The organism is Nocardia sp. NPDC003269 (assembly GCF_042888005.1).
Taxonomy (GTDB): Bacteria; Actinomycetota; Actinomycetes; order Mycobacteriales; family Mycobacteriaceae; genus Nocardia.
Genome location: NZ_JBIAPA010000001.1, coordinates 1816273 through 1842617, shown reverse-complemented (window position 1 = coordinate 1842617; position 26345 = coordinate 1816273). Strand labels below are relative to the sequence as shown.

The 26345-nt window shown below is 68.6% G+C and carries 29 protein-coding genes; 8 read left to right on the top strand and 21 right to left on the bottom strand.

Translation table 11 applies throughout. The annotated features are described in order from the left end of the window. Positions 1–148: 148 nt before the first annotated feature. From ACFYWJ_RS08600 to ACFYWJ_RS08570, 7 genes are all read right to left on the bottom strand, one after another. Positions 149–250 (bottom strand): 30S ribosomal protein bS22, encoded by a 102-nt coding sequence (locus tag ACFYWJ_RS08600; RefSeq protein WP_003402602.1) that lies wholly within the window; start codon positions 248–250, stop codon positions 149–151. A gap of 184 nt (positions 251–434) precedes the next feature. Continuing rightward, positions 435–704, bottom strand: coding sequence for a helix-turn-helix domain-containing protein (locus ACFYWJ_RS08595; RefSeq protein ID WP_355273993.1), 270 nt, complete (start codon positions 702–704; stop codon positions 435–437). A gap of 162 nt (positions 705–866) precedes the next feature. Further along, complete coding sequence (gene proC, locus ACFYWJ_RS08590; RefSeq protein WP_355273996.1) at positions 867–1685, bottom strand: pyrroline-5-carboxylate reductase; 819 nt, start codon at positions 1683–1685, stop codon at positions 867–869. Positions 1686–1713: 28 nt separating this feature from the next. Then, on the bottom strand, positions 1714–2580 hold the full coding sequence (locus ACFYWJ_RS08585) for a thioesterase family protein (RefSeq protein ID WP_355273998.1): 867 nt from the start codon (positions 2578–2580) through the stop codon (positions 1714–1716). A 93-nt stretch (positions 2581–2673) separates the two neighbouring features. Further along, complete coding sequence (locus tag ACFYWJ_RS08580; protein ID WP_355274651.1) at positions 2674–3513, bottom strand: sugar phosphate isomerase/epimerase; 840 nt, start codon at positions 3511–3513, stop codon at positions 2674–2676. Between the two features lie 42 nt (positions 3514–3555). Beyond that, positions 3556–5337, bottom strand: a complete 1782-nt coding sequence (locus ACFYWJ_RS08575) for a hypothetical protein (protein WP_355274001.1) — start codon at positions 5335–5337, stop codon at positions 3556–3558. Next, positions 5334–6317: a Ppx/GppA phosphatase family protein gene (locus tag ACFYWJ_RS08570; protein WP_355274004.1), complete on the bottom strand. Its 984-nt coding sequence runs from the start codon at positions 6315–6317 to the stop codon at positions 5334–5336. Before ACFYWJ_RS08570 ends, ACFYWJ_RS08575 begins: the two co-directional genes overlap by 4 nt. A gap of 65 nt (positions 6318–6382) precedes the next feature. Between ACFYWJ_RS08570 and ACFYWJ_RS08565 the strand changes: the two genes are divergently transcribed. Together ACFYWJ_RS08565 and ACFYWJ_RS08560 are read left to right on the top strand one after the other, a co-directional pair. After that, positions 6383–7261: a hypothetical protein gene (locus ACFYWJ_RS08565; RefSeq protein WP_355274007.1), complete on the top strand. Its 879-nt coding sequence runs from the start codon at positions 6383–6385 to the stop codon at positions 7259–7261. A gap of 70 nt (positions 7262–7331) precedes the next feature. Further along, positions 7332–7661 (top strand): hypothetical protein, encoded by a 330-nt coding sequence (locus ACFYWJ_RS08560; RefSeq protein WP_355274010.1) that lies wholly within the window; start codon positions 7332–7334, stop codon positions 7659–7661. Positions 7662–7720: 59 nt separating this feature from the next. On the opposite strand, the gene ACFYWJ_RS08555 is transcribed toward ACFYWJ_RS08560, so the two are convergent. The 3 genes from ACFYWJ_RS08555 to ACFYWJ_RS08545 all read right to left on the bottom strand — a co-directional run bounded on the left by ACFYWJ_RS08555 (position 7721) and on the right by ACFYWJ_RS08545 (position 10160). Next, entirely contained in the window at positions 7721–8410 is a 690-nt protein-coding gene (locus tag ACFYWJ_RS08555) for a response regulator transcription factor (protein ID WP_019049472.1), read from the bottom strand. Continuing rightward, the gene (locus ACFYWJ_RS08550; protein WP_355274013.1) at positions 8407–9645 is read right to left on the bottom strand and encodes an ATP-binding protein; all 1239 of its coding nucleotides are present in this window, start codon (positions 9643–9645) and stop codon (positions 8407–8409) included. The genes ACFYWJ_RS08555 and ACFYWJ_RS08550 overlap by 4 nt, the downstream gene beginning before the upstream one ends. A 128-nt stretch (positions 9646–9773) precedes the next feature. After that, complete coding sequence (locus ACFYWJ_RS08545) at positions 9774–10160, bottom strand: helix-turn-helix domain-containing protein (protein WP_355274016.1); 387 nt, start codon at positions 10158–10160, stop codon at positions 9774–9776. A gap of 111 nt (positions 10161–10271) precedes the next feature. Between ACFYWJ_RS08545 and ACFYWJ_RS08540 the strand changes: the two genes are divergently transcribed. Beyond that, complete coding sequence (locus tag ACFYWJ_RS08540) at positions 10272–10997, top strand: NAD(P)-binding domain-containing protein (RefSeq protein ID WP_355274018.1); 726 nt, start codon at positions 10272–10274, stop codon at positions 10995–10997. Positions 10998–11037: 40 nt separating this feature from the next. On the opposite strand, the gene ACFYWJ_RS08535 is transcribed toward ACFYWJ_RS08540, so the two are convergent. From ACFYWJ_RS08535 to ACFYWJ_RS08520, 4 genes are read right to left on the bottom strand one after another with little or no spacing between them, the layout of a single operon-like run. Further along, positions 11038–11742 carry an ESX secretion-associated protein EspG gene (locus tag ACFYWJ_RS08535; RefSeq protein WP_355274021.1) on the bottom strand — a complete coding sequence of 235 codons (705 nt, stop codon included), beginning with the start codon at positions 11740–11742 and terminating at the stop codon, positions 11038–11040. Continuing rightward, positions 11739–13076: a hypothetical protein gene (locus tag ACFYWJ_RS08530; protein WP_355274023.1), complete on the bottom strand. Its 1338-nt coding sequence runs from the start codon at positions 13074–13076 to the stop codon at positions 11739–11741. Before ACFYWJ_RS08530 ends, ACFYWJ_RS08535 begins: the two co-directional genes overlap by 4 nt. Before the next feature lie 2 nt (positions 13077–13078). Further along, the gene (locus ACFYWJ_RS08525) at positions 13079–13705 is read right to left on the bottom strand and encodes a DUF3558 domain-containing protein (protein WP_355274025.1); all 627 of its coding nucleotides are present in this window, start codon (positions 13703–13705) and stop codon (positions 13079–13081) included. Then, positions 13702–14070 carry a hypothetical protein gene (locus tag ACFYWJ_RS08520; RefSeq protein ID WP_355274028.1) on the bottom strand — a complete coding sequence of 123 codons (369 nt, stop codon included), beginning with the start codon at positions 14068–14070 and terminating at the stop codon, positions 13702–13704. The genes ACFYWJ_RS08525 and ACFYWJ_RS08520 overlap by 4 nt, the downstream gene beginning before the upstream one ends. A 355-nt stretch (positions 14071–14425) precedes the next feature. Between ACFYWJ_RS08520 and ACFYWJ_RS08515 the strand changes: the two genes are divergently transcribed. From ACFYWJ_RS08515 to ACFYWJ_RS08505, 3 genes are read left to right on the top strand one after another with little or no spacing between them, the layout of a single operon-like run. Beyond that, a complete protein-coding gene (locus tag ACFYWJ_RS08515; RefSeq protein ID WP_355274030.1) occupies positions 14426–14743 on the top strand; it encodes a hypothetical protein in 318 nt (105 codons plus the stop codon). Continuing rightward, on the top strand, positions 14736–17225 hold the full coding sequence (locus tag ACFYWJ_RS08510) for a hypothetical protein (RefSeq protein ID WP_355274032.1): 2490 nt from the start codon (positions 14736–14738) through the stop codon (positions 17223–17225). Before ACFYWJ_RS08515 ends, ACFYWJ_RS08510 begins: the two co-directional genes overlap by 8 nt. Positions 17226–17253: 28 nt before the next feature. Beyond that, positions 17254–17790: a hypothetical protein gene (locus ACFYWJ_RS08505; protein ID WP_355274035.1), complete on the top strand. Its 537-nt coding sequence runs from the start codon at positions 17254–17256 to the stop codon at positions 17788–17790. Between the two features lie 161 nt (positions 17791–17951). Here ACFYWJ_RS08505 and ACFYWJ_RS08500 read toward each other — a convergent pair whose 3' ends face one another. Then, positions 17952–18287, bottom strand: coding sequence for a hypothetical protein (locus ACFYWJ_RS08500; protein ID WP_355274038.1), 336 nt, complete (start codon positions 18285–18287; stop codon positions 17952–17954). A gap of 166 nt (positions 18288–18453) precedes the next feature. Continuing rightward, positions 18454–18801: a DoxX family protein gene (locus tag ACFYWJ_RS08495; protein WP_355274041.1), complete on the bottom strand. Its 348-nt coding sequence runs from the start codon at positions 18799–18801 to the stop codon at positions 18454–18456. A gap of 205 nt (positions 18802–19006) precedes the next feature. Here ACFYWJ_RS08495 and ACFYWJ_RS08490 point away from each other — a divergent pair, with 205 nt between their 5' ends. Then, positions 19007–20125: a serine hydrolase domain-containing protein gene (locus ACFYWJ_RS08490; RefSeq protein WP_355274043.1), complete on the top strand. Its 1119-nt coding sequence runs from the start codon at positions 19007–19009 to the stop codon at positions 20123–20125. A 57-nt stretch (positions 20126–20182) separates the two neighbouring features. Here the strand turns inward: ACFYWJ_RS08490 and ACFYWJ_RS08485 are convergent, their stop codons facing one another. Together ACFYWJ_RS08485 and ACFYWJ_RS08480 are read right to left on the bottom strand one after the other, a co-directional pair. Further along, a complete protein-coding gene (locus ACFYWJ_RS08485; RefSeq protein WP_355274046.1) occupies positions 20183–20920 on the bottom strand; it encodes a phosphoglyceromutase in 738 nt (245 codons plus the stop codon). A gap of 71 nt (positions 20921–20991) precedes the next feature. Next, positions 20992–21885: an ROK family protein gene (locus ACFYWJ_RS08480; protein WP_355274049.1), complete on the bottom strand. Its 894-nt coding sequence runs from the start codon at positions 21883–21885 to the stop codon at positions 20992–20994. Positions 21886–22086: 201 nt separating this feature from the next. Between ACFYWJ_RS08480 and ACFYWJ_RS08475 the strand changes: the two genes are divergently transcribed. Beyond that, a complete protein-coding gene (locus tag ACFYWJ_RS08475; RefSeq protein ID WP_355274052.1) occupies positions 22087–23262 on the top strand; it encodes a lipase family protein in 1176 nt (391 codons plus the stop codon). 74 nt (positions 23263–23336) lie between these two features. Here ACFYWJ_RS08475 and ACFYWJ_RS08470 read toward each other — a convergent pair whose 3' ends face one another. From ACFYWJ_RS08470 to ACFYWJ_RS08460, 3 genes are all read right to left on the bottom strand, one after another. Next, positions 23337–23831, bottom strand: coding sequence for a YbjN domain-containing protein (locus ACFYWJ_RS08470; RefSeq protein WP_355274055.1), 495 nt, complete (start codon positions 23829–23831; stop codon positions 23337–23339). Continuing rightward, the gene (gene mshA, locus ACFYWJ_RS08465) at positions 23828–25186 is read right to left on the bottom strand and encodes a D-inositol-3-phosphate glycosyltransferase (protein ID WP_355274654.1); all 1359 of its coding nucleotides are present in this window, start codon (positions 25184–25186) and stop codon (positions 23828–23830) included. Before mshA ends, ACFYWJ_RS08470 begins: the two co-directional genes overlap by 4 nt. A gap of 154 nt (positions 25187–25340) precedes the next feature. Further along, positions 25341–26324: an alpha/beta hydrolase gene (locus tag ACFYWJ_RS08460; protein ID WP_387161196.1), complete on the bottom strand. Its 984-nt coding sequence runs from the start codon at positions 26322–26324 to the stop codon at positions 25341–25343. Positions 26325–26345: the final 21 nt, after the last annotated feature.

The following is a 26345-nucleotide window of genomic DNA, read 5'->3' as shown; positions in this document are numbered from 1 at the left end:
GAGTAGCCGCATTCGTGCCACCCACCGACACGATCAACAAGCTTTTAACGAGGTCGACTCGTCAGCGCATGACGAGATTCACAAACCTGATCTTTTCAAAACGAGAGCCCGCCACCTCGAAGGTGACGGGCTCGCGTGGCACGCAGGCTTACTTGCCGAGTTTGCGCCGCTGAACACGCGTGCGGCGAAGCAGCTTGCGGTGCTTCTTCTTCGACATACGCTTGCGGCGCTTCTTGATCACAGAACCCATAGGGTTTCCTCGCGTTTCTCTTCTCGGCATACACACGCGGTGTCGCGTGCGTCGTCTGGTGTCCGCGCCGCCGGGGCGCACCGGACACCACGAAGCGGTGCCACCGGCAGGCGGACACGAACCGAGGGTTCATGCTACCGGGACACCCGAGCAGCGACGAAACCGCCCTTGTGGCCGACCTGGGTCAGCCGGCGTCGAAGTACGACGTCTCCAGGTAGTCGTGCACCGCCTTCGCGTGCACCCGGAACGAGCGGCCGACCCGCACCGCGGGCAGTTCACCCGAGTGGACGAGCCGATACACCGTCATCTTGGACACCCGCATGAGATCGGCGACTTCGGCGACGGTGAGAAACTGAGTGCCACCGCCGATCACCGGTTGTCCCTGTGTGGAGCCGACCCGCGGACTCGGCGAACCCGATCCGCCGCCCGACGCCGGTGAATTGCTTGCAGACATTCTGTTCGCAGACATCATGGCACCATTGACCTCCGGCACGTCCGCGCCGCCGGCTTCCCCACCGGCGGAACAGACACGCACGTGCTTCTACGAGCTTAGCGGGACCAGTGGGATTACTGCGACGGGTGTGAGAAATCGGTTTTCATCCCGGGTACCCGATCGTCATTCGTTCGACGCGCCCTGTTCCGCGGAGCGTTGCTTGGAGGCGTGCAGCGCCTCGATGAACGTCGAGCGCAACGCGCCGCGCTCGAGCACCCGCAGTGCCGCCGCCGTCGTACCGGCGGGCGAGGTGACCGCGGCCCGCAGATCGACCGCGTTCTGCCCGGTCTCGTCCAGCAGCGCCGCCGAGCCGATCATGGTCTGCACGACCAGCTGGGTGGCCACATCGCGCGCCAGCCCCAGGCTCACACCGGCATCGATCATCGCCTCGACGACGAGGAAGAAGTACGCCGGTCCGGAACCCGACACCGCGGTGACCGCGTCCATCTGCGATTCGGCCACCGTCACCACCTTACCCACGGCCTCGAGCATCTCGCCGACGAGCTCGAGCTGCTCGGCGTCGGCGTAGCGGCCCGGCGCGAGCACGCTCATGCCCTGCCCGACCAGCATCGGGGTGTTCGACATGACCCGGACGACCGGGAAGCCCGCGGGCAGCTTGGACTCCAGCCGCGCGGTGGTGACACCCGCGGCCAGCGACACCAGCACCTGCTCGCTGCCGGTGTCGAGATCGGCCTTGGACAGATCGGTGAGCACCGAGTCGACATCGCCCGGCTTGACCGCGACGACGACGATGTCGGCCCCGACGACCGCCTCGACGACCGAACCGCTCACCCGCACCTTGAAACGCTCGGCGAGCTGCGCGGCCCGCGCGGCGACCGGCTCGACGACGACCAGGTCCTTGGTCGCCCGGCCGGACTCCAGCAATCCGGCGACCAGCGCCTCACCGATCCGACCGCCACCGACTACCGCAATTCTCGTCATGGAATCCAGGTTAGTGGTGCGGCACCCCTCAGCGCGCCGCCGGGATCAACGCCAATTGGCGACTCTGCGCGACGACCGCGCCGGTGGAGTCGATGACCAGCTGGTCCTCGTCGAACATGCGCTCACCGACCTCACGGGCGGTCGCGATGACGCGCAGCCAGCCGGGGGCGGGGATGCGGCGCAGGTAGGTGGTCATCTGGACGGTCGGCGACCAGCCGAACTGGCCCAGGTTGATCGGCACCGGCGGGCTCATGTCGGCGGCCATCATGGCGAAGGCGGCGCGCACCCGCGGGTCGGCCTCGTCGCCGTCCAGCGGGCGGATCCACAGCCGGGCCCGGGGCGCGCCGGTCTCGCCGCGGGCGAAGTCGGCCCACTTCGCGTCGAGGTAGACCCGGGCCACCTCGCCGACGTGCACGATCTTGCCCATCGGCGAATCGGGGGTGTACTCGAGCGCGGTGGCATCGGGCTCGGCGGGCATGTCGGTGCCGGTGTCGCTCCAGCGGGTGCCGTCGGCGTCGAGGTGGCCGAAGGTGAAGGCGGTGCGCACGAGGGTGCGGCCGTTCTGGATCAGCTCCGCGTCGGCGAGGCAGATCTGGCGGCCCTTCTTGCGGATGTGGACCGCGTACTCGACCTCGCCGGGCTCCGGGGCGCCGAGGAAGTCGGAGCTGGCCGCGATCGGCGCCATCTGCGCGAGCGAGGCGTCGGACTCGGTGAGCCAGCGGGTGGCCGCGGCGGCGCTGGCGGCGACCATGGTGCCGCCGTGCACCTTGGGACCGATGGTCCAGGCGGGCGCGATGATGCCGACGTAGCGCCCGGTCTCGGCATCGGTGGTGGGGAGTTCGGTCAGGTCGACGACCTGACCGAACGGCGCGTCGGTCGCGAGTTCTCGCGTCATCGTCACTCCTGGTCGCGGTTCACTTCGGTTCGTACAGCGTACAAGCATGCTATGCAAGGCACCATACTGCGGCGGTGTGACGTAGCAGATGCCTCAGCTGAGGTCGGCGTGGGTGGCGCCGGTGAGGTGCCTGCGCGCGAAGTCGAGCGTGCGGCCGAGCAGGGCCGAGCGTTCGGCCGTGGTGCGCGCGGTCTGGGTGTTGATCTCGGCGACGGCGTGCCCGGTGAAACCGGTGTGCACCAGGTGCTCGCACAGCTGCGCGCACGGCTGGGTGCCGTCGCCAGGGACCAGGTGCTCGTCGTGGGCGGCGCCGCGGCCGTCGGCCAGATGCAGGTGCACCAGGCCCTCGCCCATCCGCTGGGCCAGCTCGAGCGCGTCGGCGCCCGCGGTCGCGGTGTGCGAGAGATCGAGGGTGTAGTGCTCGAAGCCGATATCGGTCGGATCGAAGGACGGGCTGAACGCGCTCACCGCCGGACCTGGCCCGGAGCGGCGTTCGAGCCTGCGCACCGCGCCCTCGCGGAACAGGGTGTCGGCCCGCATCGGGAACATGTTCTCCACCGCGACCTTGATCGGGTAGTTGGCCTCGAGCTCACCGACCTGGTCGGCGAAACCCTTGGCGTAGCGGCGCTGCCAGCGGAACGGCGGATGCACCACCACGGTGTCGGCGCCGAGCGCCTGCGCGGTGCGCACGCTGCGCTCCAGCTTGGCCACCGGGTCGGCGCCCCAGACCCGTTGGGAGATCAGCAGACACGGCGCGTGCACGGCGAGCACCGGAACGCCGTAGCGCTTCACATAGGACTGCACGGTCGCGATGTCCTGGCTGGCCGGCTCGGCCCACACCATCAATTCCACACCGTCGTAACCCAATTCGGCCGCGTAGCGGAACGCCGCCTGGGTGTTCTCCGGATACACCGACGCCGTCGAGAGCCCGATTCCGATATCCGCCCGCGCGTTCCCCACAGCCCACTCCCTGCTTCAGCTGGTACTGAGGAGAAAGGCTAGCGGTCCGAGCGTCACGAAGACGCCTACGACGACGGCGATCACAGTGCTGTAGATGTCGTCGGTGCGGCGCAGTATCCGCACCAGCGCCACCAGCCCGAGGATGACGACCATGGCCAGGGCCAGCGCGACCCAGGGCAGCGTCTCCCACATCGTCTCGAAACCCTTGAACAGCAACATTCCGGCGATCGCCGCGCCGACGCTCTGCCCGCCGAGGATCAGCCACTGACGGCGGTTGTCGTCCTCGGTGGCGCCGCGCGCCAGCTGGGAGAAGCGCCCGCCGCTCGCGCGACTGGCCGCGACCCGGCTCGCCGCGCGCGACTTGGCCCGGCTCGCCACCTTGGACGCGGCGGCCTTGGTCGCGGCCCGCCTGCTCGCCCTGGTCGGCTTCGGTTCGGGCTCGTAGTCGTCGTAGTCGTCATCGTCGTAGCCGGTGTCGTAGTCGCCGGTGGTGTAGTCGTTGTCGGCGTAGTCGCGGTCGACGTAGTCGGACTCGGCGTAGTCGTCGGTGTCCGGCTCGGCGGCGCGGTTACCGCCGACGCGGTAGACCTCGGTGCGGGCGTCGGCGTCGTCGGCCTGCTGGCGCAGCAGGTCACCGGCCACCGACTGACCCGAGATCAGCGGCTGCTCCTGGCTGACCGGCGACCAGGCGGCGGTCGGGAAGCCGCCGCTCTCGGGCGCGGACGGCGCCGGGTCGGGCCGGTGCCTGCGCGCCGACCAGGACGGCAGCCCACCGGTCTTGCCCGCCTCGGGCCCCGGCCTGCGGCGATCCAGCGACGGCCGCTGCTCGGCCTCGGGGGCGGGCCAGCCGGTCCCCCGCGCCTGCGGGACGTCGGGGGCGGGCGGGGCGTTGTAGACCTGCGTGGCGTCGATGTCGGCGCGCGGGCCGAACTCGGGGAACGCGTTGAAGCCGGGCGCCGCGCCACCGGGAGCGGGGAAACCACCGAAACCGGATCCCGAGTCCTGGCGGCCGGGGAAACCACGGGCGGAGTCCGGGGCGGGTGCGGGGGGTTCGTAACCGGCCGGCGCCGCGTATCCCGACGCGTCCGGCGTCCACGGCGCGGGCGCCGCTGCGGCCTCCTCGGCGGCCTCGGCCGCGCGCCTGCGGGCAGCCCGGCCACCGGTGGCGGGCGGCGCCTGCGGCGGCTCGGGCAGCGGAGCGGGTTCGGGCGCCTCGTCCGGCTCGGCCCGGCGACGACGGCCGCCACCGACCGCGGGCAGCGCGCCCGAGCCGAACATCTCGGCGATGCCGGGGTCGACCGGCTGGGCCGAGCCGGGCGCGCCCAGCCGGCCGGGACCACGTCCGGCACCGCGCGAGCCGGTGTCGCGCGCCTCGGCGCGATACGGGCCGAACGGATCGGCCGACGGGCGCTGGCCCGCCACACCGAGCGGATCGCTCGGATCGGGGGCGGAGAACCCGGAATGGGGATCGAAGCGGGTGATCGGCCCCGACATCGGCGAGTACGCCGGCTCGGCCGGGCCCGGCGGCGGATACGGCGCGGGCTGATAACTCGCGGGCGGTTCGTAGGCGGGCGCCGGCTCCGGCTGATAGGCGGGCGGCTCGGGCTCCGCGCTGGGCGCGGCGTGCGAGTTCGGCCGGACGGCCGCGTTCTCCCCGGTCAGATCGTTGACCGAGAGCCCGCGACCACTGCGCCGCCGCCTGCCGCCGCCACCGCTCGCCGGCGGCGACGCGCCCTGCGCGGCATTGCGCGCGAGTAGTTCGGCGACCGATAGCTGTTTCGAATCGTCAGCGCTCATGCCGACTCCGCTCTCGCCACCGACGCGACCGGCGGGACGACCGACGGGCCCCCGTTCGGCTCGGTATCCAGCTTGCGCAGGATCAGGCCTTCACGCAGCGCCCATGGGCAGATCTCGATGCTGTCGAGCGACAACGCCCGCATACTCGCCTCCGCGACCAGTGCGCCGGCCACCAACTGCTGGGACCGGTCCGAACTCACGCCTTCCAGCTCCGCGCGGTCGGCCGCGGTCATCCGGGAGATGAACGCGATCAGCTGGCGCAAACCGGAGCTGGTCAGTGTACGGCGCACCCGCGGACCGGCGGCCGAGGGTGCCGCCCCGGTCAGCCTGGCCAGCGAGCGGAACGTCTTCGAGGTGCCGACGGCCAGGTCGGGCTTGCCCGCTTCGATGATGGTCCGGGTGGGGGCGACGAGCTCGGCGTCGAGCCAATCGCGCAGGACCGCGATCTTGCGCTTGCTCGGCGGATCGTCGCGCAGCCATTCCCTGGTGAGCCTGCCCGCGCCGAGCTGCAGCGACAGCGCGACATCGGGTTCCTCGTCGCCGCCGTTGGACATCTCCAGCGAGCCGCCGCCGATGTCGAGGTTGATGATGCGGCCCGCGCTCCAGCCGAACCAGCGGCGCACCGCGAGGAACGTCAGCCTGGCCTCGTCGTCGCCGGAGAGCACCTGCAGATCGACTCCGGTCATGCCGCGCACCCGGGCCAGCACCTCGTCGGAATTGGTGGCCTCACGCAGGGCCGATGTGGCGAACGGCATCAGCTCGACGCACTTGGAATTGCGCGCCAGATCGGCGAATTCCTCGATGGTCGCGACCAGCCTGGCCTCGCCCGCCTCGGTGATGCGGCCGTCCCCGTCCATGTTCTCCGAGAGCCGTAACGCCGACTTCGACGAGCTCATCGGCATCGGGTGACCACCACGATGCGCGTCCACCACGAGCAGGTGAACGGTATTGCTTCCGACATCGAGAACACCAAGCCGCACAGGAATACGGTACTTGGTGATCCGGTACTACAGGTCAGGCGACTGAACTGTTAGCGTCACAAGTTGTGACCGAAGGCGCATCTGGCACCGCGGAGACCGGGCTCCGACCTGGGCGAAAGATCGATCCGAGCCCCGAGGTCGAGCTCGACTTCCCACGCGAATGGATCGAGTTCACCGACCCAGCAAACGACGAGCACCAAATCGTCGCCGATCTGACCTGGCTACTCTCCCGCTGGTCGTGTGTATTCGGCACACCCGCCTGTCAGGGCATCATCGCCGAACGCCCCGACGACGGGTGCTGCTCGCACGGCGCTTTCCTCGCCGACAAGGACGATCGCAAGCGGCTGGCCGGTGCTGTGAAGATGCTCACACCCGAGGATTGGCAGCTGATGGGCGAGGCCACCGAGAAGGGCAAGGTCGTCAAGAAGGGTTACCTCGAGCTCGACGAACTCGAGGACGAACCGGCCCTGCGGACCCGCCGCTTCGACGGCGCCTGCATCTTCCTCAACCGCCCCGGTTTCGCCGCGGGCCCCGGCTGCGCGCTGCACATCATGGCGGTGCGCAAGGGCATCGAACCGCTCGAGGTGAAGCCGGACGTCTGCTGGCAGCTGCCGATCCGCCGCACCCAGGACTGGGTGGAACGTCCGGACGGGGAACAGATCCTGCGCACCGTGGTCACCGAATACGACCGCCGCGGCTGGGGTCCGGGCGGCCTCGATCTGGACTGGTACTGCACCGGTTCGCCCGACGCGCACGTCGGCGCCAAGCCGGTGTGGCAGTCCTACGGCCCCGAGCTGCGGGAACTGCTCGGCGCGCCCGCCTACGAGGAACTGGCCCGGCTGTGCCGCCGGCGCGAGGGCCTCGGCTTGATCGCGGTGCATCCGGCGACGGTGGAGGCGGAACGCATCCACCCCGAGGCTCACATTTCGAATCAATCGGCGTGAAAACCTCGTAACCTGCTGGTTCACCCCGTGGTCATGCGGAAGTCACTCCGATCGGGTTGGATCGTTATCCATGTCGAAGAAAGCGCTCTCCCTGGCGACCCTCGTGATCGGCGCCACCCTCTCCATGACCGGCCTGGCCAACGCCGAACCGAACGGTGACCCGGCCAAGTACGCGGACTTCACCTCGAGCTTCGTGAACTACAACTCCCCCGAGGCCCTGACCGCGGCCCAGGACGGCAAGTACATCATCGTGAGCCCCCAGGGCACCTCGACCACGATCGCCTGCCGTGGCACCGGCACCGACGTGGCGATCTACGACTGCATGCAGGAAGACCAGTTCGGCTGGTACAACCTGCGCAAGATCGACACCCCGCTCGGCCCCGCCTGGAGCTCCGTCTAAGTCCCTCCGAACACGAGAGCCCCGTCGGCGGACCGACGGGGCTCTGTTCGTTCGCGGGATCAGGCTTCGAGCTTGTACCCCAGGCCACGCACGGTGACCAGGTGCTCCGGCTTGGCCGGGTCGGCCTCGATCTTCGAGCGCAGGCGCTTGACGTGCACATCCAGGGTCTTGGTGTCACCGACGTAGTCGGCGCCCCACACCCGGTCGATCAGCTGCCCGCGGGTGAGCACGCGACCCGAGTTGCGCAGCAGGTATTCGAGCAGGTCGAACTCCTTGAGCGGCAGGGTCACCTGCCCGCCGTTGACGTGCACCGTGTGCCGGTCCACATCCATCCGCACCGGACCGGCCTCGAGCACGCCGTTCTCGCTGCCGGAATCCAGCTCGTCACCAGCGCCGCGGCGCAGCACCGCGCGGATGCGGGCGATCAGCTCGCGCGCCGAGTACGGCTTGGTGACGTAGTCGTCGGCGCCCAGTTCCAGGCCGACGACCTTGTCGATCTCGCTGTCGCGCGCGGTCACCATGATCACCGGCACGCCGCTGCGGGTGCGCAGCTGCTTGCAGACATCGGTGCCGCTCATGCCGGGCAGCATCAGGTCGAGCAGCACGATGTCGGCGCCGGAACGATCGAACTCGGCCAGCGCGGACGGGCCGTCGCCGACAACGGTGACGTCGAAGCCCTCCTTGCGCAGCAGGAACGCCAGCGGATCGGCCAGCGACTCCTCGTCCTCGACGATCAACACACTCGTCATCTGCGTGCCTCCACACCGTTCGTTCGTCCAGCGGGGGTGCGCTGGACAATGGTTTCTCTCGTGGCGAGCTCCGGCCCCTGCTCCGCGTCCTCGTCCCCATCGGTTTCCAGATGGGCGGGGATGCGCAGCGTGAACGTCGAGCCGGTGCCCAGTTTGCTCCACAGGGTGATCTCACCGTTGTGGTTGGCCGCCACGTGTTTGACGATGGCCAGGCCGAGCCCGGTGCCGCCGGTCGACCGCGAGCGGGCCTTGTCGGAGCGGAAGAACCGCTCGAACACCCGCTCCTGGTCTTCCTTGGCGATGCCGATGCCACGGTCGGTGACGGCCATCGCGACGTGATCGCCGCGCAGCGACCGGCTCACCGACACGTGCGACCCCTGCGGCGAGTACGCGATGGCGTTCTCGACCAGGTTCGACAGCGCGGTGACCAGCAGCGTCTCGTCGCCGAGCACTTCCAGCCCACTGGGCCGGTCGGTGCTGACGGTGATGCCCGCGGCCTCGGCGGCGGTGCGCGACCGGTCGACGGCCTGCTGCACCACGGTGTCGACGTCGACCACGGCCAGATCCGGCAGCTTCTCGGCGCCCTGCAGGCGCGAGAGCGCGATCAGCTCGGTCACCATCTTGCCGAGGCGCCGCGATTCGCCGAGCACGCGCGAACCGAAGTGGCGCACGGCCTCGGGATCGTCGGCGGATTCCAGCATGGCCTCGGCCAGCAGGCTCATCGCGCCGACGGGGGTCTTGAGCTCGTGGCTGACGTTGGCGACGAAATCGCGCCTGGTCGCCTCCATCCGCGCCTGCTCGGAGTCGTCGTCGGCGAACAGCACGACGAAGCTGGTCTCCTCGCGTGAGAGCTTGCGGGCGACGCCGCGCACGGCGATCCGGCCACGGCCGGGCAGCGGGTTCTTGGCGGTGAGGTCGTATTCGGCGGACTCGCCGGTGGCGAGCACCTTCTCCACGGCGGCCCACGCGCGTTCGTCGAGCAACCGGTTGCGGACCAGGCCGAGTTCCTCGGCGCGCGGATTCACCAGGACCACGTCGCGGTACTCGTCGACCACGGCGATGCCGCTCTCGGAGGCGAGCACGATCAGGTCGAGCACCTGGGACATGGTCAGCCCGGTGTCTTCCTGGGTGCGGGCGGCCTGCCTGGCGTTGACATACGGGATCAGCAGGCCCCCGACTGCCAGTCCGACGACAGCCGCGAGGACTGCCAACAGCACGGCCTGCGGAACACTCACGCTTTGATCGTACGAGTGCCGACCGACGTATCGGTGGCGGGTCGTCGAAGTTTCGCGCAGGTCACAGGCCCTTGGCGTGGCGTTCTCGTGCCGTTCACCCGGCGGGCACCTGGAGTGTCCTCGGCGTGTCAGTCCGGCGGTTCGCCGTACATCGCGAGGGTCACCGCGGCCCCGTGCCGGTCGACCCATGCGCCGAGCGCATAAATCGGCTGGAGCAGATCGCGGCCCGCTTCGGTGAGTTCGTATTCCACCCGCGGCGGCGCTTCGGCATACCGCTGCCTGCGCACGAGCGTCATCTGTTCCATCCGCCGCAGCGTCTGGGTGAGCATCTTCTGGCTGATGCCCCCGACGGCGGTGCGAAGGTCACTGTGACGAAGCGGACCATCGCGCAGCATGTACACGATCACGGGCAGCCAGGAATTCCCGAACAGATCGACGCCCATCCTGGCGGGGCAGTCGGACTCGTAGTCGCCGTACGGCGCGTAGTCGACCCGTTCGGCCGGTTCCGCGGTCATGCGATCCAGCCTGCCACCGCCGAAAGGCACCCGGGAGTGCCTATCGGAATTCCTACCGTCGGTGTGGTCGATGCCATCGGGCGTCGGCACCCGCGAACCCTGGGAGTTCTCATGCGAATCGGAATCATCGGCGCCGGTGCGATGGCGGCCGCGCTCGGCGGCGGCTGGGCGGCGGCGGGCCACGAGGTGCGGATCGGCGCGCGGTCGGCCGAGGCCGGGCAAGAGCTCGCCGCCCGGATCGGCTCGCGCCAGCCGGTGCGTCGATCCACCGAGGTGCCGGGCATCGGCTCGGCGGCGACGCCCGTTGTCCGCGCGGGCGACATCGTCTCGGCGATCACGGACGCCGACGTGGTGCTGCTGGCGGTGCCGGTCGACGCGCTCACCGCCGTGCTCGGCGAACACCGCGACGCGCTGGCGGGCAAGGTCCTCATCGATTGCACCAACGCCTTCCTGCCCGACGCGGCCGCGCCCGAGGGCGTCACCGCGTTCGTCCTGAGCGAGGACGCGGTGGCCGAACGCATCGCGGCGACCGTCCCGAAAGCCCACGTGGTCAAGGCTTTCAACCTGCTCGCCGCCGAGGTGTGGGCCGGACCGGACCGCGTCTTCGACGGCGAGCGACTGGCCGTCCCGCTCTGCGGTGACGACGCCGACGCGATGCGCACCGTGGCGTCGCTCGCCGAAGACCTTGCCCTGCAACCGTTCCCGGCCGGTGGCCTCCATCGGGCGAAATACCTGGAGGCCACCTCGGTCTTCACCGTCGGCCTGTGGTTCGCCGGGGCGAACGCGCGGGCCATGCTGCCACCGCTGTCGGCGGCGTTCGCGGTGGCCGACGCCTAGGCCCAGCCGCAAAACCCCAGCAGGACAAGCGTTCCGGATCTCAGTCGCCGCGCGCGGGAGCGGTCGCGATGGCTTCGATGGCGTCGATCAGGCGTTGCTTGCCCGCTGGTTCGATATGCAGATCCTGGAATCGCCGGTAGCTCAGGTAGCGGCCGTCGTCGGTGACGTCGAGCCAGGTCAGGTACCGGGCCGGGGTCGCGCGCTCGGCGTGCAGGCCCACCCTGGCCTCGATGTACCCGGACGCCGCGCGCGGCGACGCGGTGAGCCGGTGCATCCGCTCGGCGACGGAATCCGCTGCGCGCTGCCAGGATTCGAAGTGCGCGGCCAGGCGGTCGACGTCCTCGACGAGGTGGCCCGCCTGTCCCGCGGGCAGCTCGCCGAGGAAGGAGGCGAAGGCGCGCGTCACCATCCCGGCGCTGCCGGAGAACACCTCGACACTGTTGTCGTCGTACTGCCGGATCACGACACCGCGCTCCCCCGACCGCGCGCCATAGGCCCGCAGCCGGGGCCCGGCCTGATCGAAGACCGCCATTGCGGTGTCCGGTCGCGCCGCGTGCCGCAACACCGCGGTCAGATCGGGGTCGGCGCCGGTCGGCCAGAGCTGCGCCGCGGCGCGGGCCAATTCCTCGTAGCGGCCCTGGGTCGGAGCGTCCGAAAACACGGTCAACGGGAAGGGGTACCGGTCGGCGCCGGTCTCCCCCTGCCAGACGAAGGCGAACTCGTCGGCGGTGAAGGTCCAGCTCACGATGCCCCCGCGCCGCCCTGGTCCGCGACCCGCGTCGACGGCGCGTCCGAGCCGATCGCTTCGGGCACCGCGGGAATCTCGTCCCCGAACAGCTCCGGCTGCACCCGGCGCAGGTAGTCGGGTGCGTTGTGTTCTTCCTCGTCGTCCTTCCCGCCGCCGCGCGCACCCGGCGCGCCCATCATGCCCGGGCTCATACCACGCCCGGCCGCCGCGCCCGCCGCCCCGGAAAGCCCTGCGGCAGCGAGGTTCTGGCCGACACCCGCCGGCGCCCGACCAGCGACGGACCCACCCGGCGTCAACGTGGCGCCACCCGGGCTCGAACCGCCCGGCGACCCCGACCCCGGCGAACCGCCACCACCCGGGCTGGTCCCCGGGGTGGTCGACGCCGGTGTCGTCGAGGCGGGCGTGGTGCCCGCCGGGTTGGTGCTGCTGTCGTCGCCCTGCGAGTCGTCGGAACCGCCGCTGTCCTCGGTATCCGTACCCGCCGTGGTCGTCTCGTCGTCGTCGGTCGTCGTCCCGGGTTGCGTGGTTTCCTCGGTGGTGCCGGGGTCCTCGCCGGTCGTCGTCCCGTCGTCGGTGGTGGTTCCACCCCCGCCGTTGGTGGTGCCGCCGTTGTTCGAGCCGCCACCACCGGTGCCCGGATCATTGGGATCGACGGTGCCCGGCTGGGTGGGTGCGACGAAGGTCGGCACGTTCTCCCCGGCGGGGCCGTAGGTCGGCTCGTAGGTCAGTTTCATCGCCGCGATCGCCTGTAGGCGCCGGTCTTCCTTCTCTCGGTCGGTAGCCGCCGCCGACCCGGGAACCGCGAGTTCCGCCAAGGTCGCAGGCACCGACGTCCCCGGGTCGGCCACCACAGTCGCGTTGATCGGCGCCGGCACAGCTACTTTCACCGCCTCCGCGCCATAGGCCGCGGCCTTCACCCGATGCCCTACCGCCGACAGCACCGTGTACACGTCCGTCGCCTCGGTGACGAACTTCCGCCCGGCAGCCTCACCGGCGGAGGCGAACTCGCCGTGCAGACTCGACGATGCCCGCGCGGTCTGGATCATCAGTCCGGTCACCGCACCGGAGATCTCGGTGAACATCGCGACCCACTGATCACCGAATTGCTGCATCACGCCGGGCTGCATCTGCTGCACGGCGTCGTAGATCTCCTGGTGCGAAAAACTATCGAACGGCTCGAATTGAGAGATGTACTTCGGATCGACACCGCCGTGACTGAGCGATTCCTGTTGCTTCTCAGCACCCGACTGCTGCTGTCGCCCGCTGACCTGCTGATCCAGCCCTGGCAGAATCACGCTCAGCGGATTCTGCGATCCTCCCCCGTCAGCCATGGTCAGTTCTCCTTACCGATGGATTTCTCTACGACCGAGGCGATTTCCATGATGTTGGCGCAGGGGTCGAGGTTCTGGCTCCGTCCGAGGTCCAGACTGTGGGTCCGGACGATGACGATGCCGGCATTTGTTCGCAGGTGGACTCTGCACAGCGACTCGTCCCCCTTCTCGCCGCGCAGAAGTCCCGCCTGGCGACCGTTGACCGTCGTCGGCTCCAGCACGTACCCGTTCTTTTGCAGGTCTTCTTCCCACGTGACGTTGCCGGAGTCCAGCCCGAGCGACATGGCGCTGTCCGGGGTACGGAAATCACAGGTCAAGAACGTGTACTCCGCGACGAGATCGGATCCGCGCTTCCGCGAGCCGGGACGGAAACCCACCGACTCGATATCGGCGTCGGTGATCCAGGTGCAAGGGTCGAAGACGACCTTCGGCCGCCCGGTCGATTGCGTGTACTTGTTGTCCTGCGACGGCGGCTGGAGCTTCGGATCCGTCAACGTCGGACGCGCCGCCTGCGTCGCGGTCGAAGTCCCCGATCCCGACGGATCGGCGCTGTCGGAACCTGTCGACGAACTGCACCCAGATGCAGCCAGTGCGACAAGGACACAGCCCGTGATCAGTGCGGCCTTCATTGTCCTGCCTGTCCAGCAATCGTGCTCAACGCCGTTGCGTTGAGCTGGTCCGCCTCGGCAAGGATTCCCGCAGCCTGCAGGTATCCGTCCGCCATCTTCCGTGCTGCCGACTCCAGCTGCTCGAGCACTTGCCGCGCAGCTGCCGCCTTGTCCGAGAAACCCTTCTGCAAGCTCAGCGCCGAGTCGAGTGCCCCGAACCCTGATATGTCCTGCAGACGCCCGGCGTCAATACTCCAGGTCCCGCACATCGCCGCGAACCGCAGATACGCCTGAGCCACGTCCCGAGCCGCATCCGGCTCCATCGTCAACTGCCCCGACGACGCCGCATTCCACAGCTGCGCGGCAGCATCCCCACCGATAGCCACAGGATCCCCTCCCAACGATGCCCACCCGCATCCTAGCGCCCGATCTTCCGCACACGATATAGGTGCTCGAGTGGTCATGGCGCACGAGACCGACCGCGGCCACCACCGCCCATTCCAGCCCAGGCCGGTGCGCCGATCGGCTGGTAGCCTCACGGCGGACATGGAACGGGGGAGAAATGTCGCGACCAGCCACCTATGCGGGGACCACCCGCCGTCGTGTGCGCCGCCCGACTCACCGCCGCTTCGGCGCGTTCGTTCCGGTCACCAGAATCCGTCCCGGCGATCAGCTGAATGCTCCAGCACCGCCGAGCAGCGAACTCATTTCCGCCGGAGTGCGGTCAACCCATGGAGAACAATGCTGAAGGCCGACATCGACCAGATACGCGCGCTCACGGTGAAACTCACCAACGCGGGCGAGAGCATCGATGCGTTGGACGTCCGTTCCAGCGCGAGCACGCTGGACGCGTCGCTCCCGGACGGCACGAATGACGCGACATTCCTGATCCCGGAAGCTGCCGCGCAGGCCGCACTGGCCGTCGAGGGCGCCTTCCTGCGGGCCGCCGAGCGCTACAAGCAGGTCGCCACGCTGTGCACCACCTGCGCCGACAACCTGCAGATGACCGACGAAGAGTTCGGCAGCAAGCTTTCCGAGCTGGACGTGCACAATGCATAAGCGTTCAGCGGTCGAGAAGTGGGACCTGGAAGCGGTGAAGACGTGGGGCACCCAGGTCGCCGCGGCACGTAGTGCGCTGATGGTGTGCGCCGATACGACGATTACCCATATGCGGGACATGCAGGCCAGTTGGTCGGGGGCCACGTACCTGGCGGCGTACGACCGCGTCGCGGGCGATCATCTCCAAGTCCAGAAGCTGGCGCTGGAGGTCGACGAACTCGTCACCGTTATCAATGAGCAGGTCGACAACGTGGTTTCGCACCGTACGACGCTGCTGGGCAAGGTATCCGACGCGCAGAACCTCGGAATGACCGTCGACGACGTGTGGAAGGTGATGGACTACGACAACGTCGAAGCCGATGTGCGTCGCGACCATCAACAGCTGATCAACAACGCCCTGTATCCGTTCGAGGACGCCGTCACCAAAGCGGTCCAGGCCATCACCGGGCAGGCGACCGAGATTCGGTCTGCTGGCGATCTACTGGGCTCCAGCCTGGACGTCAGCGCGGCCGACACCCAAGCCGGGCGCTTCGGCAAGGACGACGGCGCAGAACTGGCCGAGGCCGTCAAGAATAACGACAAAGCCAAGATCGACGAGATCCTCGCCCAGATGCCGCAACCGGCACTCACCCAGTTCGAGATCGATCAGCTGGCCGCCGGCAACGAGGTCAACACTCTTCCCCAGAGCACGCAGGATTACTACAAGACGTTCTTCCAGGCTGCGGGCAAGGACGGCCTCCTCGGCCTCAACGAGCAATTGCTCGCGCGCGAGAACGCCGGCGACACAACTGCTGCCGCGCAACGGAACAACCTCGCCAACACCGTGCTCGCGATGACCAACGAGAAGGTGGGAACCAGCAATGGTTCCAAAGGCTCGTACGCCAACCTGCCGCCGGACATGCAAAACCTCATCTCGGGTCGCGCCGAAGACTTCACCGGGGTGTACAGCGGCGATAATCAACTGGTCGATCGCTATCAGGAATTGGGCCAGTTCAGCGAACTGCTGAGCCAGTCCGACGCAGGCATGCAGCCCGGCAAGCAACTCGGCGTCGAACTCGGTCGCCAGAGCGAAAGCATGGTCTCCTACCTCAACAACGTCGACAAGAACATGAGCGGCCAGATGCCGCCCGGATTCCCCGAAGGCGCCAGAGAGGAGATGCAAGAGGGCGCACAGCGCTTCCTCGACGTCGCGACCCGCAACGACGATGTGAGCTACTCGCTGCTGACCGGCAACGACCTGCCCGCAACGCCCGACATCGGCTCCGAGTACAAGAACGATCGCCCGTTCAACGCGGAGGAATTCCGGAACACCATCTTCCGCAACGAGTGGCCGGACGACGGCCAGGCCGCATCAGGGTTGCTGGACTGGATCGCCGAAGACACGCAGAAGCCGGGCGAAGAAGGCGTGCGCGCTCGGCAAACCCTCGCCGAACTACCCGACTACTTCGCACCGGAGAGCAATCCCAACAGCGAACTTTCGGTGTCGGAGCGAGCTTCACTCAAAGCCGAAGGCGACACGACCGTATTCGCCAACAATGTCAGCGCATTCAACACCAACCCCCACCTGTCCGACTCGATGGCGAATATCATGGCCAACAATATCGATTCGTACATCGATCCCGATACCGACCAAACCAAGGTGGGGGACGACCCGACCCAGCCGGGCCGCAATGATGGGGACACGGTACTCAGCCAGGATGATGCCGACCGATTGTTGTTCTTGTCCAGCCAATCCGAGGGCGGTCGACTGATCCTGGAGACGGCACGTCAAGAGTATCAAACCGAAATGATTGACAGAGCATTCACCGAGGGGGCCGGCAACCCCGGACAGTGGCTCCAAACAAACGCGCCCGATCTCGGCAGCCTCGACGGCCGGTACACCAATGCCATCTCCAACGCATTGACGTACCAGGATCAAAACAAGATCAGCGAGCACAACAACACACAGCAGGAGGTGTACGACAACAGGCAGAAGGCGGGGGAGATAGTCAAGGCGCTGACCATCGACAATCTCGAAGTGCCCAACCGTGTCCCGGGTGCCCCGATCGCCAACCAAGTATTCGACGTGCTCAAGGATGAGGGCTACGGCGCGGTGATGGAGAAGATCAACCCCGAACCGAAGCCCGAGGGATGGGTTCCCCCCAGCGTGGGAGACTTGCAGTCCGGATCCAACCTCGGTATCCGCCAGGTCGTCTTGGACGAACTGCACCAGCAGGGCCAGCTACCGGAGTACGTCCTCGACAAGGACGGCAAGCCCGTAACGCTGATTGACAGCTCAGGGAATCCGGTCGATGCAAGCACTCTTACCGGTGCAGATTCGAAGGCTGCAGTGAACGGCGTGTTCCAGAATGCCAAAATCAACGACTTCACCCAGTTCTATTCGACGACCTACACCGGCGCTCTCAACAGCGGCCTGGTGACCAATACGGACCAAATGACACGATTCTTGGCAGGAAAAGAAATTGTACCGGCAAAGCCCTAGAAAAATGCCCGGCCGCATCTTGGCTGTCTTGGCATTCACGTCGGTCGGCGGAGTGATCGCGTGTGGCGTGCCCGAGTCCTCGTCGCCGAGGGCGGACACCGGGTTTCCGACGACGTTCAACCCATGCACCGATATTTCGCCTGCGCTGCGCAGTCGGCATCACCTCGATGATCCCGAGCTCGCCGGCCTGTCCCAGAGCGGGAGAATGGCGCCCGCCAGCGAGGCCGCTGCCGGCTGTACCTACTCCGGCACCGGAGCCGTCGGCCAGGACTACACCTTGCAGGTGGCCGCGAGTAGCGACTGGATCCCCGGATCGCCGAAGGTCGGAACTCGGGAGTTTCGCGCGATTCAGGTTGCCGGCCGGGACGGCGAAATAGGTTGTGTCACAGAGGCGGTCTACGACAAGCCGTACTGCGACCTGGTCATCCCGCAGAGCAAGGGAAAGGTCTGGTTCAGTCTCCGTTTCGACCTCTCGCAGGGTGATATCGAAACGTCTCGATCCGCAACCGAGGGGAAACTCATCGAGCTGGCATCGGCAATCGCCGCCGAATTTCCACCTGGGTGATCGGGTGATTGCGCGATGTAACCAACCGGTGATCCGGCGCTTCGTTTACCCAGGTGAAGGCGAGGCGTGGCCGCGGCCGGGGGCTGCGGCCACGTAGCGGAATCTGGGCTATGGAAGCGGCGAAACCGAGGTGGGGCGTGGCCACACCCGACGCGTGCCGGTCAGGTGAAGACTTCGTCGAGGGTGTCGGCGGTGAGTACTCGGCGTGCCCACAGACGCAACCGATCCAGATCCGCCGTCCGGACCCGTGCCGACAGCTCGGCGGGCACAGTGCCGAACTTCTCGATCAGCTGCTCGACCAAGATCTCGGCTCTGCCCCGCGCTTCACCACGAGCCTCGCCCTCGGCGCGCAGGCGCTCAGCTGTCGTCATGATCGCCTCCTTGGCGCGCGGACCGAGCTGTTCGATCACCGGATCCAGGTCTTGTTCGGGCGTATCGCCCACGATCAGGATATAGCTGAATGTCGGGCGGAGGTCGACGGTGGGATCGGCTTCCATGGCGCGTAGGTCCTCGACCAGCTCGAGAAATTCGACGGCGGCGAGACCATGCGAGCGAACCTACGCCGCCGGTGATGCCTATACGAATCACTCAAATCGACTATGCGCCAACCAGATACGAGAGACCACCTGGGATCCGGCGCTCCGGATCCCAGGGACGGGTCAGTCAGGCGGCGGCGCCGAGGCCCAGGGCTACCGCGACCGGGAGGAGGTAGAGCAGGGGGAAGGCGACGGTTTTGTACGAGCGGGCGCGGAGGACCGTGATGACCGCGCCGAGGAAGTAGAGGATGAGGGCGATGGCGGCGGTGATGCCGAGGGCGGGGATCCAGAGGCCGAGGAGCAGGCCGAGGGCGCCTGCGGCTTTGGCGAGGCCGAGGGGCGTCCACCAGGTTTGGGGGACGCCGTATTCGATCAGGGGGTCGACGACGAAGGGGGCTCGGCGCAGGAGCGAGAAGGCCGAGAAGCCGACCCAGAGGGCGGCGATGACGGTGACGATGATGTACGCGGTGTGCATGGGGAGCCTCCTTCGGCAGCCGCGTTGTTCGCGGCGTCTACCGAGGTGACGACGTAGCCGGGGTGGGTGTGACATCGCGGGGTCGATCGCCGAATCCTGGGGTGTCATCTGGTGATTCGTCGGTCGGGGCCCGTACTCCGGTCCGAGGCGGTGGCAGTACCGCAGACCGATGCGCGTGGCGGTCGGCGATTTCTACCGTCGGATCATGCGTACCCGAGTTCTTGCTCTCGCGATCTGCACAACCGCCGTGCTGCTGTCGTCCTGCACGACCGGTGCGGCGGAACCGCTGCCCTCAGGGGTCGCCACCCGCGCGGACACCGTGCAGGCGGATCTCGATGGGCTGATCGGCTCCGGCGCTGTCGGCGCGCTCGCGACGCTCACCGACAACGGCACCATCGTCCTGGCCGCGGGCACGACCGACCTCACGACGCCGATGCCCACCGATCCGCCGCAGCATGTCCGGGTCGGCAGTATCACCAAGACCTTCACCGCAGCGGTCGTGCTGCAACTGGTGGCCGAGGGCAAGGTCGAGCTCGATCGACCGGTCGATATGTACCTCCCCGGGCTGCTCACCGGGGACGGCATCGACGGTCGCGTCATCACGGTCCGGCAGATCCTGGGGCATCGGAGCGGGCTGCCCGAGCCGATCGAGGCCCTGGGGGTGGACGAGCACACGGCGGCGGCGCGGCTCGGGCGTACCTTCACTCCAGCGGAGGAGATCGCCCTCGCTCTGCGGTACCCGGCGCGGTTCAGCCCGGGCGCGCGGTTCGAATACACGAATACCAACTACATCGTCGCGGGGATGCTGATCGAGGCGGTGACCGGACGCGCCTACGGTGACGAGCTGCGTGAGCGGATCTTCGCGCCGCTGGGGCTGTCGGGCACGTATCTTCCGGCCACCGGCGAGACCGGCCTGCGCGATCCGCATCCGACCGGCTACACCACCGTCGACGGCAGCGTCACCGACGAAACGCTGATGGAGCCGTCGGTGCCGTGGGCGTCCGGCGCGCTGGTCAGCACCGGGGCCGACCTCAATCGCTTCTACACCGCGCTGCTGGCCGGTCGGGTGGTGTCGCTGACACAACTGCTGCCCATGCTCGACGGGGTCGATATGGGCGGCGACGACGGCATGTCCTACGGCCTCGGCGTCGGCTACACCCGGCTTCCGTGCGGCGCCCGCTTCGTCGGCCACGTCGGTGGTGTGCGGGGCTTCACCGCCGTCTCCGGCGCCACCGAAGGCGGACGAGCGGTCACCTTCTCCTTCACCGGCACGCACACCGCCGCGGAGATCGGCACGCTGCTCACCCACGCGCTGTGTGACTGACCGGCAACGGAACGGCCCCGCACCGTGCGAACGATGCGGGGCCGGTCCGGGGAACTACTACTTGCCGCCCTGGCTGGCGACGGCGGCGGCGCCCGCGGCGGCGGCCTCCGGGTCCAGGTACTCGGCGGGCTTGACCGGGCGCAAGTTCTCGTCGAGCTCGTAGCGCAGCGGGATGCCGGTGGGGATGTTCAGGCTGGAGATGTCCTCGTCGGAGATGTTGTCGAGGTGCTTGACCAGCGCGCGCAGCGAGTTGCCGTGGGCGGCGACCAGGACGGTCTTGCCGGTGAGCAGCTCGGGGGCGATGGTGGTCTCCCAGTACGGGATCATCCGGGCCACGACATCCTTGAGGCACTCGGTCTTGGGGACCTCGATGCCCGCGTAGCGCGGGTCGCCTTCCTGGCTGTACTCGTTGTCGTCGGCGATCGGCGGCGGCGGGGTGTCGTAGCTGCGGCGCCACAGCATGAACTGGTCCTGGCCGTACTGCTCGCGGACCTGCTCCTTGTTCTTGCCCTGCAGGTCGCCGTAGTGGCGCTCGTTGAGCCGCCAGTCGCGGATGACCGGGATCCAGTGCCGGTCGGCGGCGTCGAGCGCGTTGTTGGCGGTGCTGATCGCGCGGCGCAGCAGCGAGGTGTAGACGATGTCGGGCAGAACGTCGTGCTCGGCGAGCAGCTCGCCGGCCCGCTTGCCCTCGGCGATGCCCTTGTCGGTCAGGTGCACATCCACCCAGCCGGTGAACAAGTTGAGGGCATTCCATTCGCTCTCGCCGTGGCGCAGCAGCACGAGGGTGTAGGTCATGGGGTCATTCTGGCATTTCGCCGATACTTCCGGCCCACCCACCTGCTATGCGGGCGCAATGGCCCCGAAGATCACGCCGCGTCCGCCTCCACCGCCAGCACCCCGGCGCCGACGAGTGTCGCGCCGTCGGCCAGCGTCGACAACTCCACCGTGAGCCCGCGGACGAACTCCAGCCGCGCGTGCCGGGCGACCGCCGCGCGCAACGGCCCCCACAGCGGCTCGCCCGAGTGCGCGAAGCCGCCGCTGATCACCACGCGGTCCACATCGAGCAGGGCGGCGGCGCTGGAAACCGCCTGTCCGAGTGCGGTTCCCGCCCGGGCCAGCGCGGCGGTCGCCACCCGGTCGCCCCGATGGGCGGCCTCGGCGAGTTCGATGCCGGTCGTGCCCGCCCAGCCGTGCTCGCGCGCCCAGCGCACCGTGGACAGCCCGCTCGCCACCGCCTCGACGCAGCCGAACCCGCCGCAGCCGCACGGGGTGTCGTCACCGGGGACGACGATGTGCCCGAGATGACCGCCGTTTCCGGTGCGCCCCACCAGGACTCGCCCGTCCGCGATGATCCCGCCGCCGACCCCGGAGGACACCGTCAGCGCCAGCCCGTCGGCCACCCCGCGCAGCCCGCCGACCCGATGTTCGGCCAGTACCAGGCACGCCCCGTCGATAGCCAGCCGCACTGCTGCGGCCGGGAACAGCGCCCGCACGTGCTCGACGATCGCGAATCCGTCGCGCCACGGCGGCAGGTTCAGCGGCCGGACGACACCGGCGGGCACGTCGACCGGGCCCGCCGAACCGATCCCGACGGCGGTCACCTCGGTGTCGCCCGCCACAACGCGCAGCAGGTCGCGACAGGCCGTCCACGGGTCGTCGGTCGCGGTGGCCGCGCGGCGCACGCCACGCAGCGTGAAATCCGGATCGACCAGTCCCGCAGCGAATTTCGTCGCCCCGATGTCGAGTGCGAGTGCCGTCATCACCCCTCCTGTCCGCGCGGTGCCCGGCACCTTGTCGTCGCAGCCCAACAGGGCCGTGCGGACCACGCGATGTGAGGGATCACAGCATGTGGCACACGACACTTTGACTACTGGTTGGTACGCACGGCCCATTTTCGTTAGATACTTCGACGCGGGTCGGGTCTAGTCAGCTGGGCAGCACAACTCTGATGAAGGATAGCTGTGTCGAAATTTGTCGTATTGGTGTTGAGCTTGCTGTCGGTGGGCTTCCTAGCCACACCGGCGGGGGCGAACCCGTTGTATCCGACCCCCGATCCGGATCCGTTCTTCGCGGCACCGAGTGACATCGCGGCGCTCGCGCCCGGTGACGTCGTGCGCAAGCGTCGCATCGACACCCTGCTCTACCCCGGGACCGAGGGCTGGCAGATCGCGTTCCGCTCCACCAACTCGGCGGGCAACGCGATCATGGGCGTCACCACCGTGCTGATGCCGATCGGCGTGAAGAACCCGCCGCTGGTGTCGTACCAGGCGCTGATCAACTCGATCGGCACCCGCTGCAACCCGTCGCAGTCGCTGTTCAACGGCGAACTGCAGGACGCGCCCGGCGCGATGCTGCCGTTGCAGCGCGGCTGGGCCATCTCGGTCCCGGACTACCTCGGCCCGACCGTCGCCTACGGCGCGGCCAAGCTCAGCGGCATGGTCACCCTCGACAGCGTGCGGGCCGTGCAGAAGGTCGCCGAGCTGGGTGTCGGGAACTCGCCGGTCGCGATCGCCGGGTACTCGGGCGGCGGCATGGCCACCGCGTGGGCGGGTGCGCTGCAGCCGACCTACGCGCCGGAGCTGAAGCTGTCGGCCGTGGTCGCCGGCGGCATCCCCGCCGACCTGGAGCTGATGGCCGACGCCCTCGGCTTCGCGCCGCACCCCGGCTTCGGCCTGGCCTTCGCCGCGGCGATGGGCATCGAGCGCGAGTACCCCGAGCAGGTGCCGGTCTCGGACCAGCTCAACGAGAACGGCCTGTGGTTCCGTGAGTTCACCAAGGACGCGTGCCGCCGGTTCCTGCTGTTCCACGGCATCTTCCGCAATGCCGAGCAGATGGCGGCGTCCAAGGAACTGATGACCAGCCAGGTCGCGCGTGGCGTGCTGCGTGAGAACAGCCTCGTGCACTTCACCGGCGCGCCCACCGCGCCGACCTACATCTGGCAGGGCAAGTACGACACCCTGACCCCGTACGGTCCGGTCGCCGAGTCGGTCGCGCACTTCTGCTCGAAGGGCGCCCCTGTGCAGCTGCAGACGATCGAGATCTCCGAGCACATGACCGCCGCCGCGGCCGGTTTCGTCGACGCCTGGAACTACGTCGAGTCCCGCTTCCGCAACGAGCCGGTCCCGTCGAACTGCTGACGTCGAACCGCTGACGTGACGAAGCCCCGCCGGTCGGTGACCGGCGGGGCTTCGTTGTCGGTGCCGAGCGACCGTCAGACCTGGTCGGCCTCGTCGATCAGGTGCTCGAAGGCGCGCAGGTTCTTGAGGGACTCGCCGCGGGAGACGCGCCACTTCCATTCCTTGCGGATGGATTCGGCGAAGCCGAGTTCGAGCAGGATGTTGAAGTCGGTGTCGACGGCCTCGAGGATCTGGCCGAAGACGCGGTCGAGCTCGTCGGGGGTGACCGACTCGGCCGACATGCGGCCGACGAGGTAGATGTCGCCGACGTTGTCGAGGGTGTAGGCCACGCCGTACAGGCGGCGGTTGCGGCGCAGCAGGTACTTGTAGACGCCTTCGAAGTTCTCGTCCGGCTTGCGGCAGACGAACGATTCGATGCGCACGCCGTGCTTGCCGACGGTGAGCATCACGGTGGTCTTGAGCTTGCGTTCGCCGGGCAGCACGACGATGAAGGTGTCGTCGGTGTGGCGGGTGTATTCGATCTCGCGGTCGCGCAGCGTGTCGTCGATGACCTGCGATACGGCGCTCACCTGCGTACTCCCGTCCGGCGCCGCCACAGCGCCCGCGATCTGGCCTGGCTGGTCTCGCCCGCGTGCAGGGCGATCGGGCCGCGTTCGGCGCGGAACCCGGCCATGGCGGCAGCGTAGCTGTCGAGCAGCCCCTCGGCGGTGTGCGCCCAGGAGAACTCGCTCGCGTGCGTGACGGCGGTGGCGCTCATCCGCGCCAGGCGATCGGGGTCGTCGAGCAGGGCGGCCAGGGCGTCGGCCCAGTCCGGGGTGCGGTGTCCCGGCACCAGCAGACCGGATTCGCGATGCCGCACGGCGGTGCCGAGGCCGCCGACGTCGGCGGCGAGCACCGGGGTGCCGCTGGCCTGCGCCTCGATGGCGACCAGGCCGAAGGATTCGTTGTAGCTGGGCACGGCGACGACGTCGGCCGCGCGGTACACCTGCACCAGCCGGTCCGCGGGCTGCGGCGGCAGGAAGGTGACGTGGTCGGTGATGCCGAGGTCGGCGGCCAGCTCGATCAGCGCGTCGGGGCGGGCCAGGCCGGAACCGGACGGTCCGCCGACGATCAGCACCCGCAGCTTGCGGCGGGGGTCGCGGCGCAGCAGCGCGGCCGCGGCGCGGACCAGCACGTCGGGGGCCTTGAGCGGCTGGATACGGCCGACGAAGGCGACGACCTGCTCGTCGGCCCGCAGGCCGAGCTCGGCGCGGGCCGCGAGCTTGTCGCCGGGCCGGTACCTGGTCAGATCGGCGCCGGGCGGCACCACGTCGATGCGATCAGGCGAGGCGCTGTACAGGTCGACGAGCTGGCGTGCCTCGTCACCGGTGTTGGCGACGAGCCGGTCGGCCTCGGCGATGACCTGCTTCTCGCCGATCACCCTGGTCTCGGGTTCGGGGGCATCGCCCTCGGCGAGCGCGGCGTTCTTCACCGCGGCCAGCGTGTGCGCGGTGTGCACCAGCGGCACCCGCCAGCGGTCGCGGGCCAGCCAGCCGACCTGGCCGGAGAGCCAGTAGTGGGAGTGCACGAGGTCGTAGTGGCCGGGCAGGTGGCGCGCCTCCTGGCGCAGCACCTCGGCGGTGAACGGGCACAGCTGGGTGGGCAGGTCGTTCTTGTCCAGGCCCTCGAACGGTCCGGCGACGACGTGGCGCACCAGCACGCCGGGCCCCGCCTCGGCCACCGGCGGCAGATCCGACGAGGTCGCGCGGGTGAAGATCTCCACCTCGGTGCCCCGTTTGGCGAGCTCGAGCGCGGTTTGCAGCACGTAGACGTTCATGCCGCCCGCATCGCCGGTTCCGGGCTGCGCCAGCGGTGACGTATGCACCGAGAGCACCGCGATGCGGTGGGGCAAAAGTTCCGGACGACGCTGACTCACACCCTCCAGTGTGCACGCCGCGACGCCGCCGCCGACATCCCTACCGGGATCGGTGACGGTCGTCACAGGGTATTCGTGAGTGAGTTCACGTGTGTGTCGACACGAGCCTGCCGGATTCGCGAGATCGGTGCCAGCGAATTCCGGACATCGCGTTCGCGGTGGGTCAGCGCCGCAGCGCCTTGTCGAACATCGGCCAGGACTTGTGCAGATCCTGCTGCCAGTAGCCCCACGAGTGGGTGCCATTGGGCCGCAGATCGACGGTCGCGGGGATGCCGAGCGATTGCAGCCGGTCGCGCAGCTGCTGGGTGCACGCGCCGGTGACCGCCTCCAGCGACGCGCCGAAGAGCAGCTCCATGGTCCGCTGCACCGGGTCGTCCTGGATGCCGATGGTGTCGAACGGCCCGGGAATCCCGTTGCCGGAGGACAGATACACCTCGGTGCCGCGGAAGGTCTCGGCGTGCAGGTAGGGATCGTGCGCCGTCCACGCCGGATCGGTCGGCGGCCCCCACATGTTGCGGACGTTGCCGAGCCTGCTGCCGACCACCGCGCTCACGATCGCCTGTCCGCGTAGGTCACTGGTGCGCACGCACCCGCTGTAGGACCCGATCGCCCGATACAGCCCCGGTTCGGCGAGCGCGAGCTGGAACACCGCGGTGCCCGCCATCGACAGTCCCGCGATGGCGTTGGCGCCGGTGCCGTCGAACGCGGCGTCGATGACCGGCGGTAGTTCCCTGGTGAGGAAGGTGGTCCAACGCTGCTTGCCGAGCACCGGATCGTCGGTGCGCCAGTCGGCGAAGTAGCTGCCCGCGCCGCCGAACGGGATCACCACATTGACCTGTTTGTCCTTGAAGAACTCGACGACATCGGTGCGATCGAGCCAGTTCCCGTCGCTGCCGCCGCCGACCCCGTTGAGCAGATACAGCGTCGGCGCAGGCGAATTCGGGTCGGCGGCCCGCAGCACCCGCACCCTGGCGACGGTATCCATCGCGGGCGAGTACACCCCGATGTCGATGGTGTGATCGGCCTCGATCCGCCGATCCTCGATCCGCGCCGCGGGTTCCGCCGCGGCGGGACCCGCGGCCACCGTCCCGGCGAGCACCGCCAGCACAACTCCGGCGATCCGAGTGCCCACTGCCCGACCGAACATCATCGAACTCCACTCTCGACG

What these genes read in the sequence shown, in the direction of transcription:
- ACFYWJ_RS08600 (WP_003402602.1), bottom strand. Translation starts at nt 250, where the DNA reads ATGGGTTCTGTGATCAAGAAGCGCCGCAAGCGTATGTCGAAGAAGAAG.
- ACFYWJ_RS08595 (WP_355273993.1), bottom strand. Translation starts at nt 704, where the DNA reads ATGTCTGCAAGCAATTCACCGGCGTCGGGCGGCGGATCGGGTTCGCCG.
- proC (WP_355273996.1), bottom strand. Translation starts at nt 1,685, where the DNA reads ATGACGAGAATTGCGGTAGTCGGTGGCGGTCGGATCGGTGAGGCGCTG.
- ACFYWJ_RS08585 (WP_355273998.1), bottom strand. Translation starts at nt 2,580, where the DNA reads ATGACGCGAGAACTCGCGACCGACGCGCCGTTCGGTCAGGTCGTCGAC.
- ACFYWJ_RS08575 (WP_355274001.1), bottom strand. Translation starts at nt 5,337, where the DNA reads ATGAGCGCTGACGATTCGAAACAGCTATCGGTCGCCGAACTACTCGCG.
- ACFYWJ_RS08560 (WP_355274010.1), top strand. Translation starts at nt 7,332, where the DNA reads ATGTCGAAGAAAGCGCTCTCCCTGGCGACCCTCGTGATCGGCGCCACC.
- ACFYWJ_RS08555 (WP_019049472.1), bottom strand. Translation starts at nt 8,410, where the DNA reads ATGACGAGTGTGTTGATCGTCGAGGACGAGGAGTCGCTGGCCGATCCG.
- ACFYWJ_RS08545 (WP_355274016.1), bottom strand. Translation starts at nt 10,160, where the DNA reads ATGACCGCGGAACCGGCCGAACGGGTCGACTACGCGCCGTACGGCGAC.
- ACFYWJ_RS08540 (WP_355274018.1), top strand. Translation starts at nt 10,272, where the DNA reads ATGCGAATCGGAATCATCGGCGCCGGTGCGATGGCGGCCGCGCTCGGC.
- ACFYWJ_RS08530 (WP_355274023.1), bottom strand. Translation starts at nt 13,076, where the DNA reads ATGGCTGACGGGGGAGGATCGCAGAATCCGCTGAGCGTGATTCTGCCA.
- ACFYWJ_RS08525 (WP_355274025.1), bottom strand. Translation starts at nt 13,705, where the DNA reads ATGAAGGCCGCACTGATCACGGGCTGTGTCCTTGTCGCACTGGCTGCA.
- ACFYWJ_RS08515 (WP_355274030.1), top strand. Translation starts at nt 14,426, where the DNA reads ATGCTGAAGGCCGACATCGACCAGATACGCGCGCTCACGGTGAAACTC.
- ACFYWJ_RS08510 (WP_355274032.1), top strand. Translation starts at nt 14,736, where the DNA reads ATGCATAAGCGTTCAGCGGTCGAGAAGTGGGACCTGGAAGCGGTGAAG.
- ACFYWJ_RS08500 (WP_355274038.1), bottom strand. Translation starts at nt 18,287, where the DNA reads ATGGAAGCCGATCCCACCGTCGACCTCCGCCCGACATTCAGCTATATC.
- ACFYWJ_RS08495 (WP_355274041.1), bottom strand. Translation starts at nt 18,801, where the DNA reads ATGCACACCGCGTACATCATCGTCACCGTCATCGCCGCCCTCTGGGTC.
- ACFYWJ_RS08490 (WP_355274043.1), top strand. Translation starts at nt 19,007, where the DNA reads ATGCGTACCCGAGTTCTTGCTCTCGCGATCTGCACAACCGCCGTGCTG.
- ACFYWJ_RS08485 (WP_355274046.1), bottom strand. Translation starts at nt 20,920, where the DNA reads ATGACCTACACCCTCGTGCTGCTGCGCCACGGCGAGAGCGAATGGAAT.
- ACFYWJ_RS08480 (WP_355274049.1), bottom strand. Translation starts at nt 21,885, where the DNA reads ATGACGGCACTCGCACTCGACATCGGGGCGACGAAATTCGCTGCGGGA.
- ACFYWJ_RS08460 (WP_387161196.1), bottom strand. Translation starts at nt 26,324, where the DNA reads ATGTTCGGTCGGGCAGTGGGCACTCGGATCGCCGGAGTTGTGCTGGCG.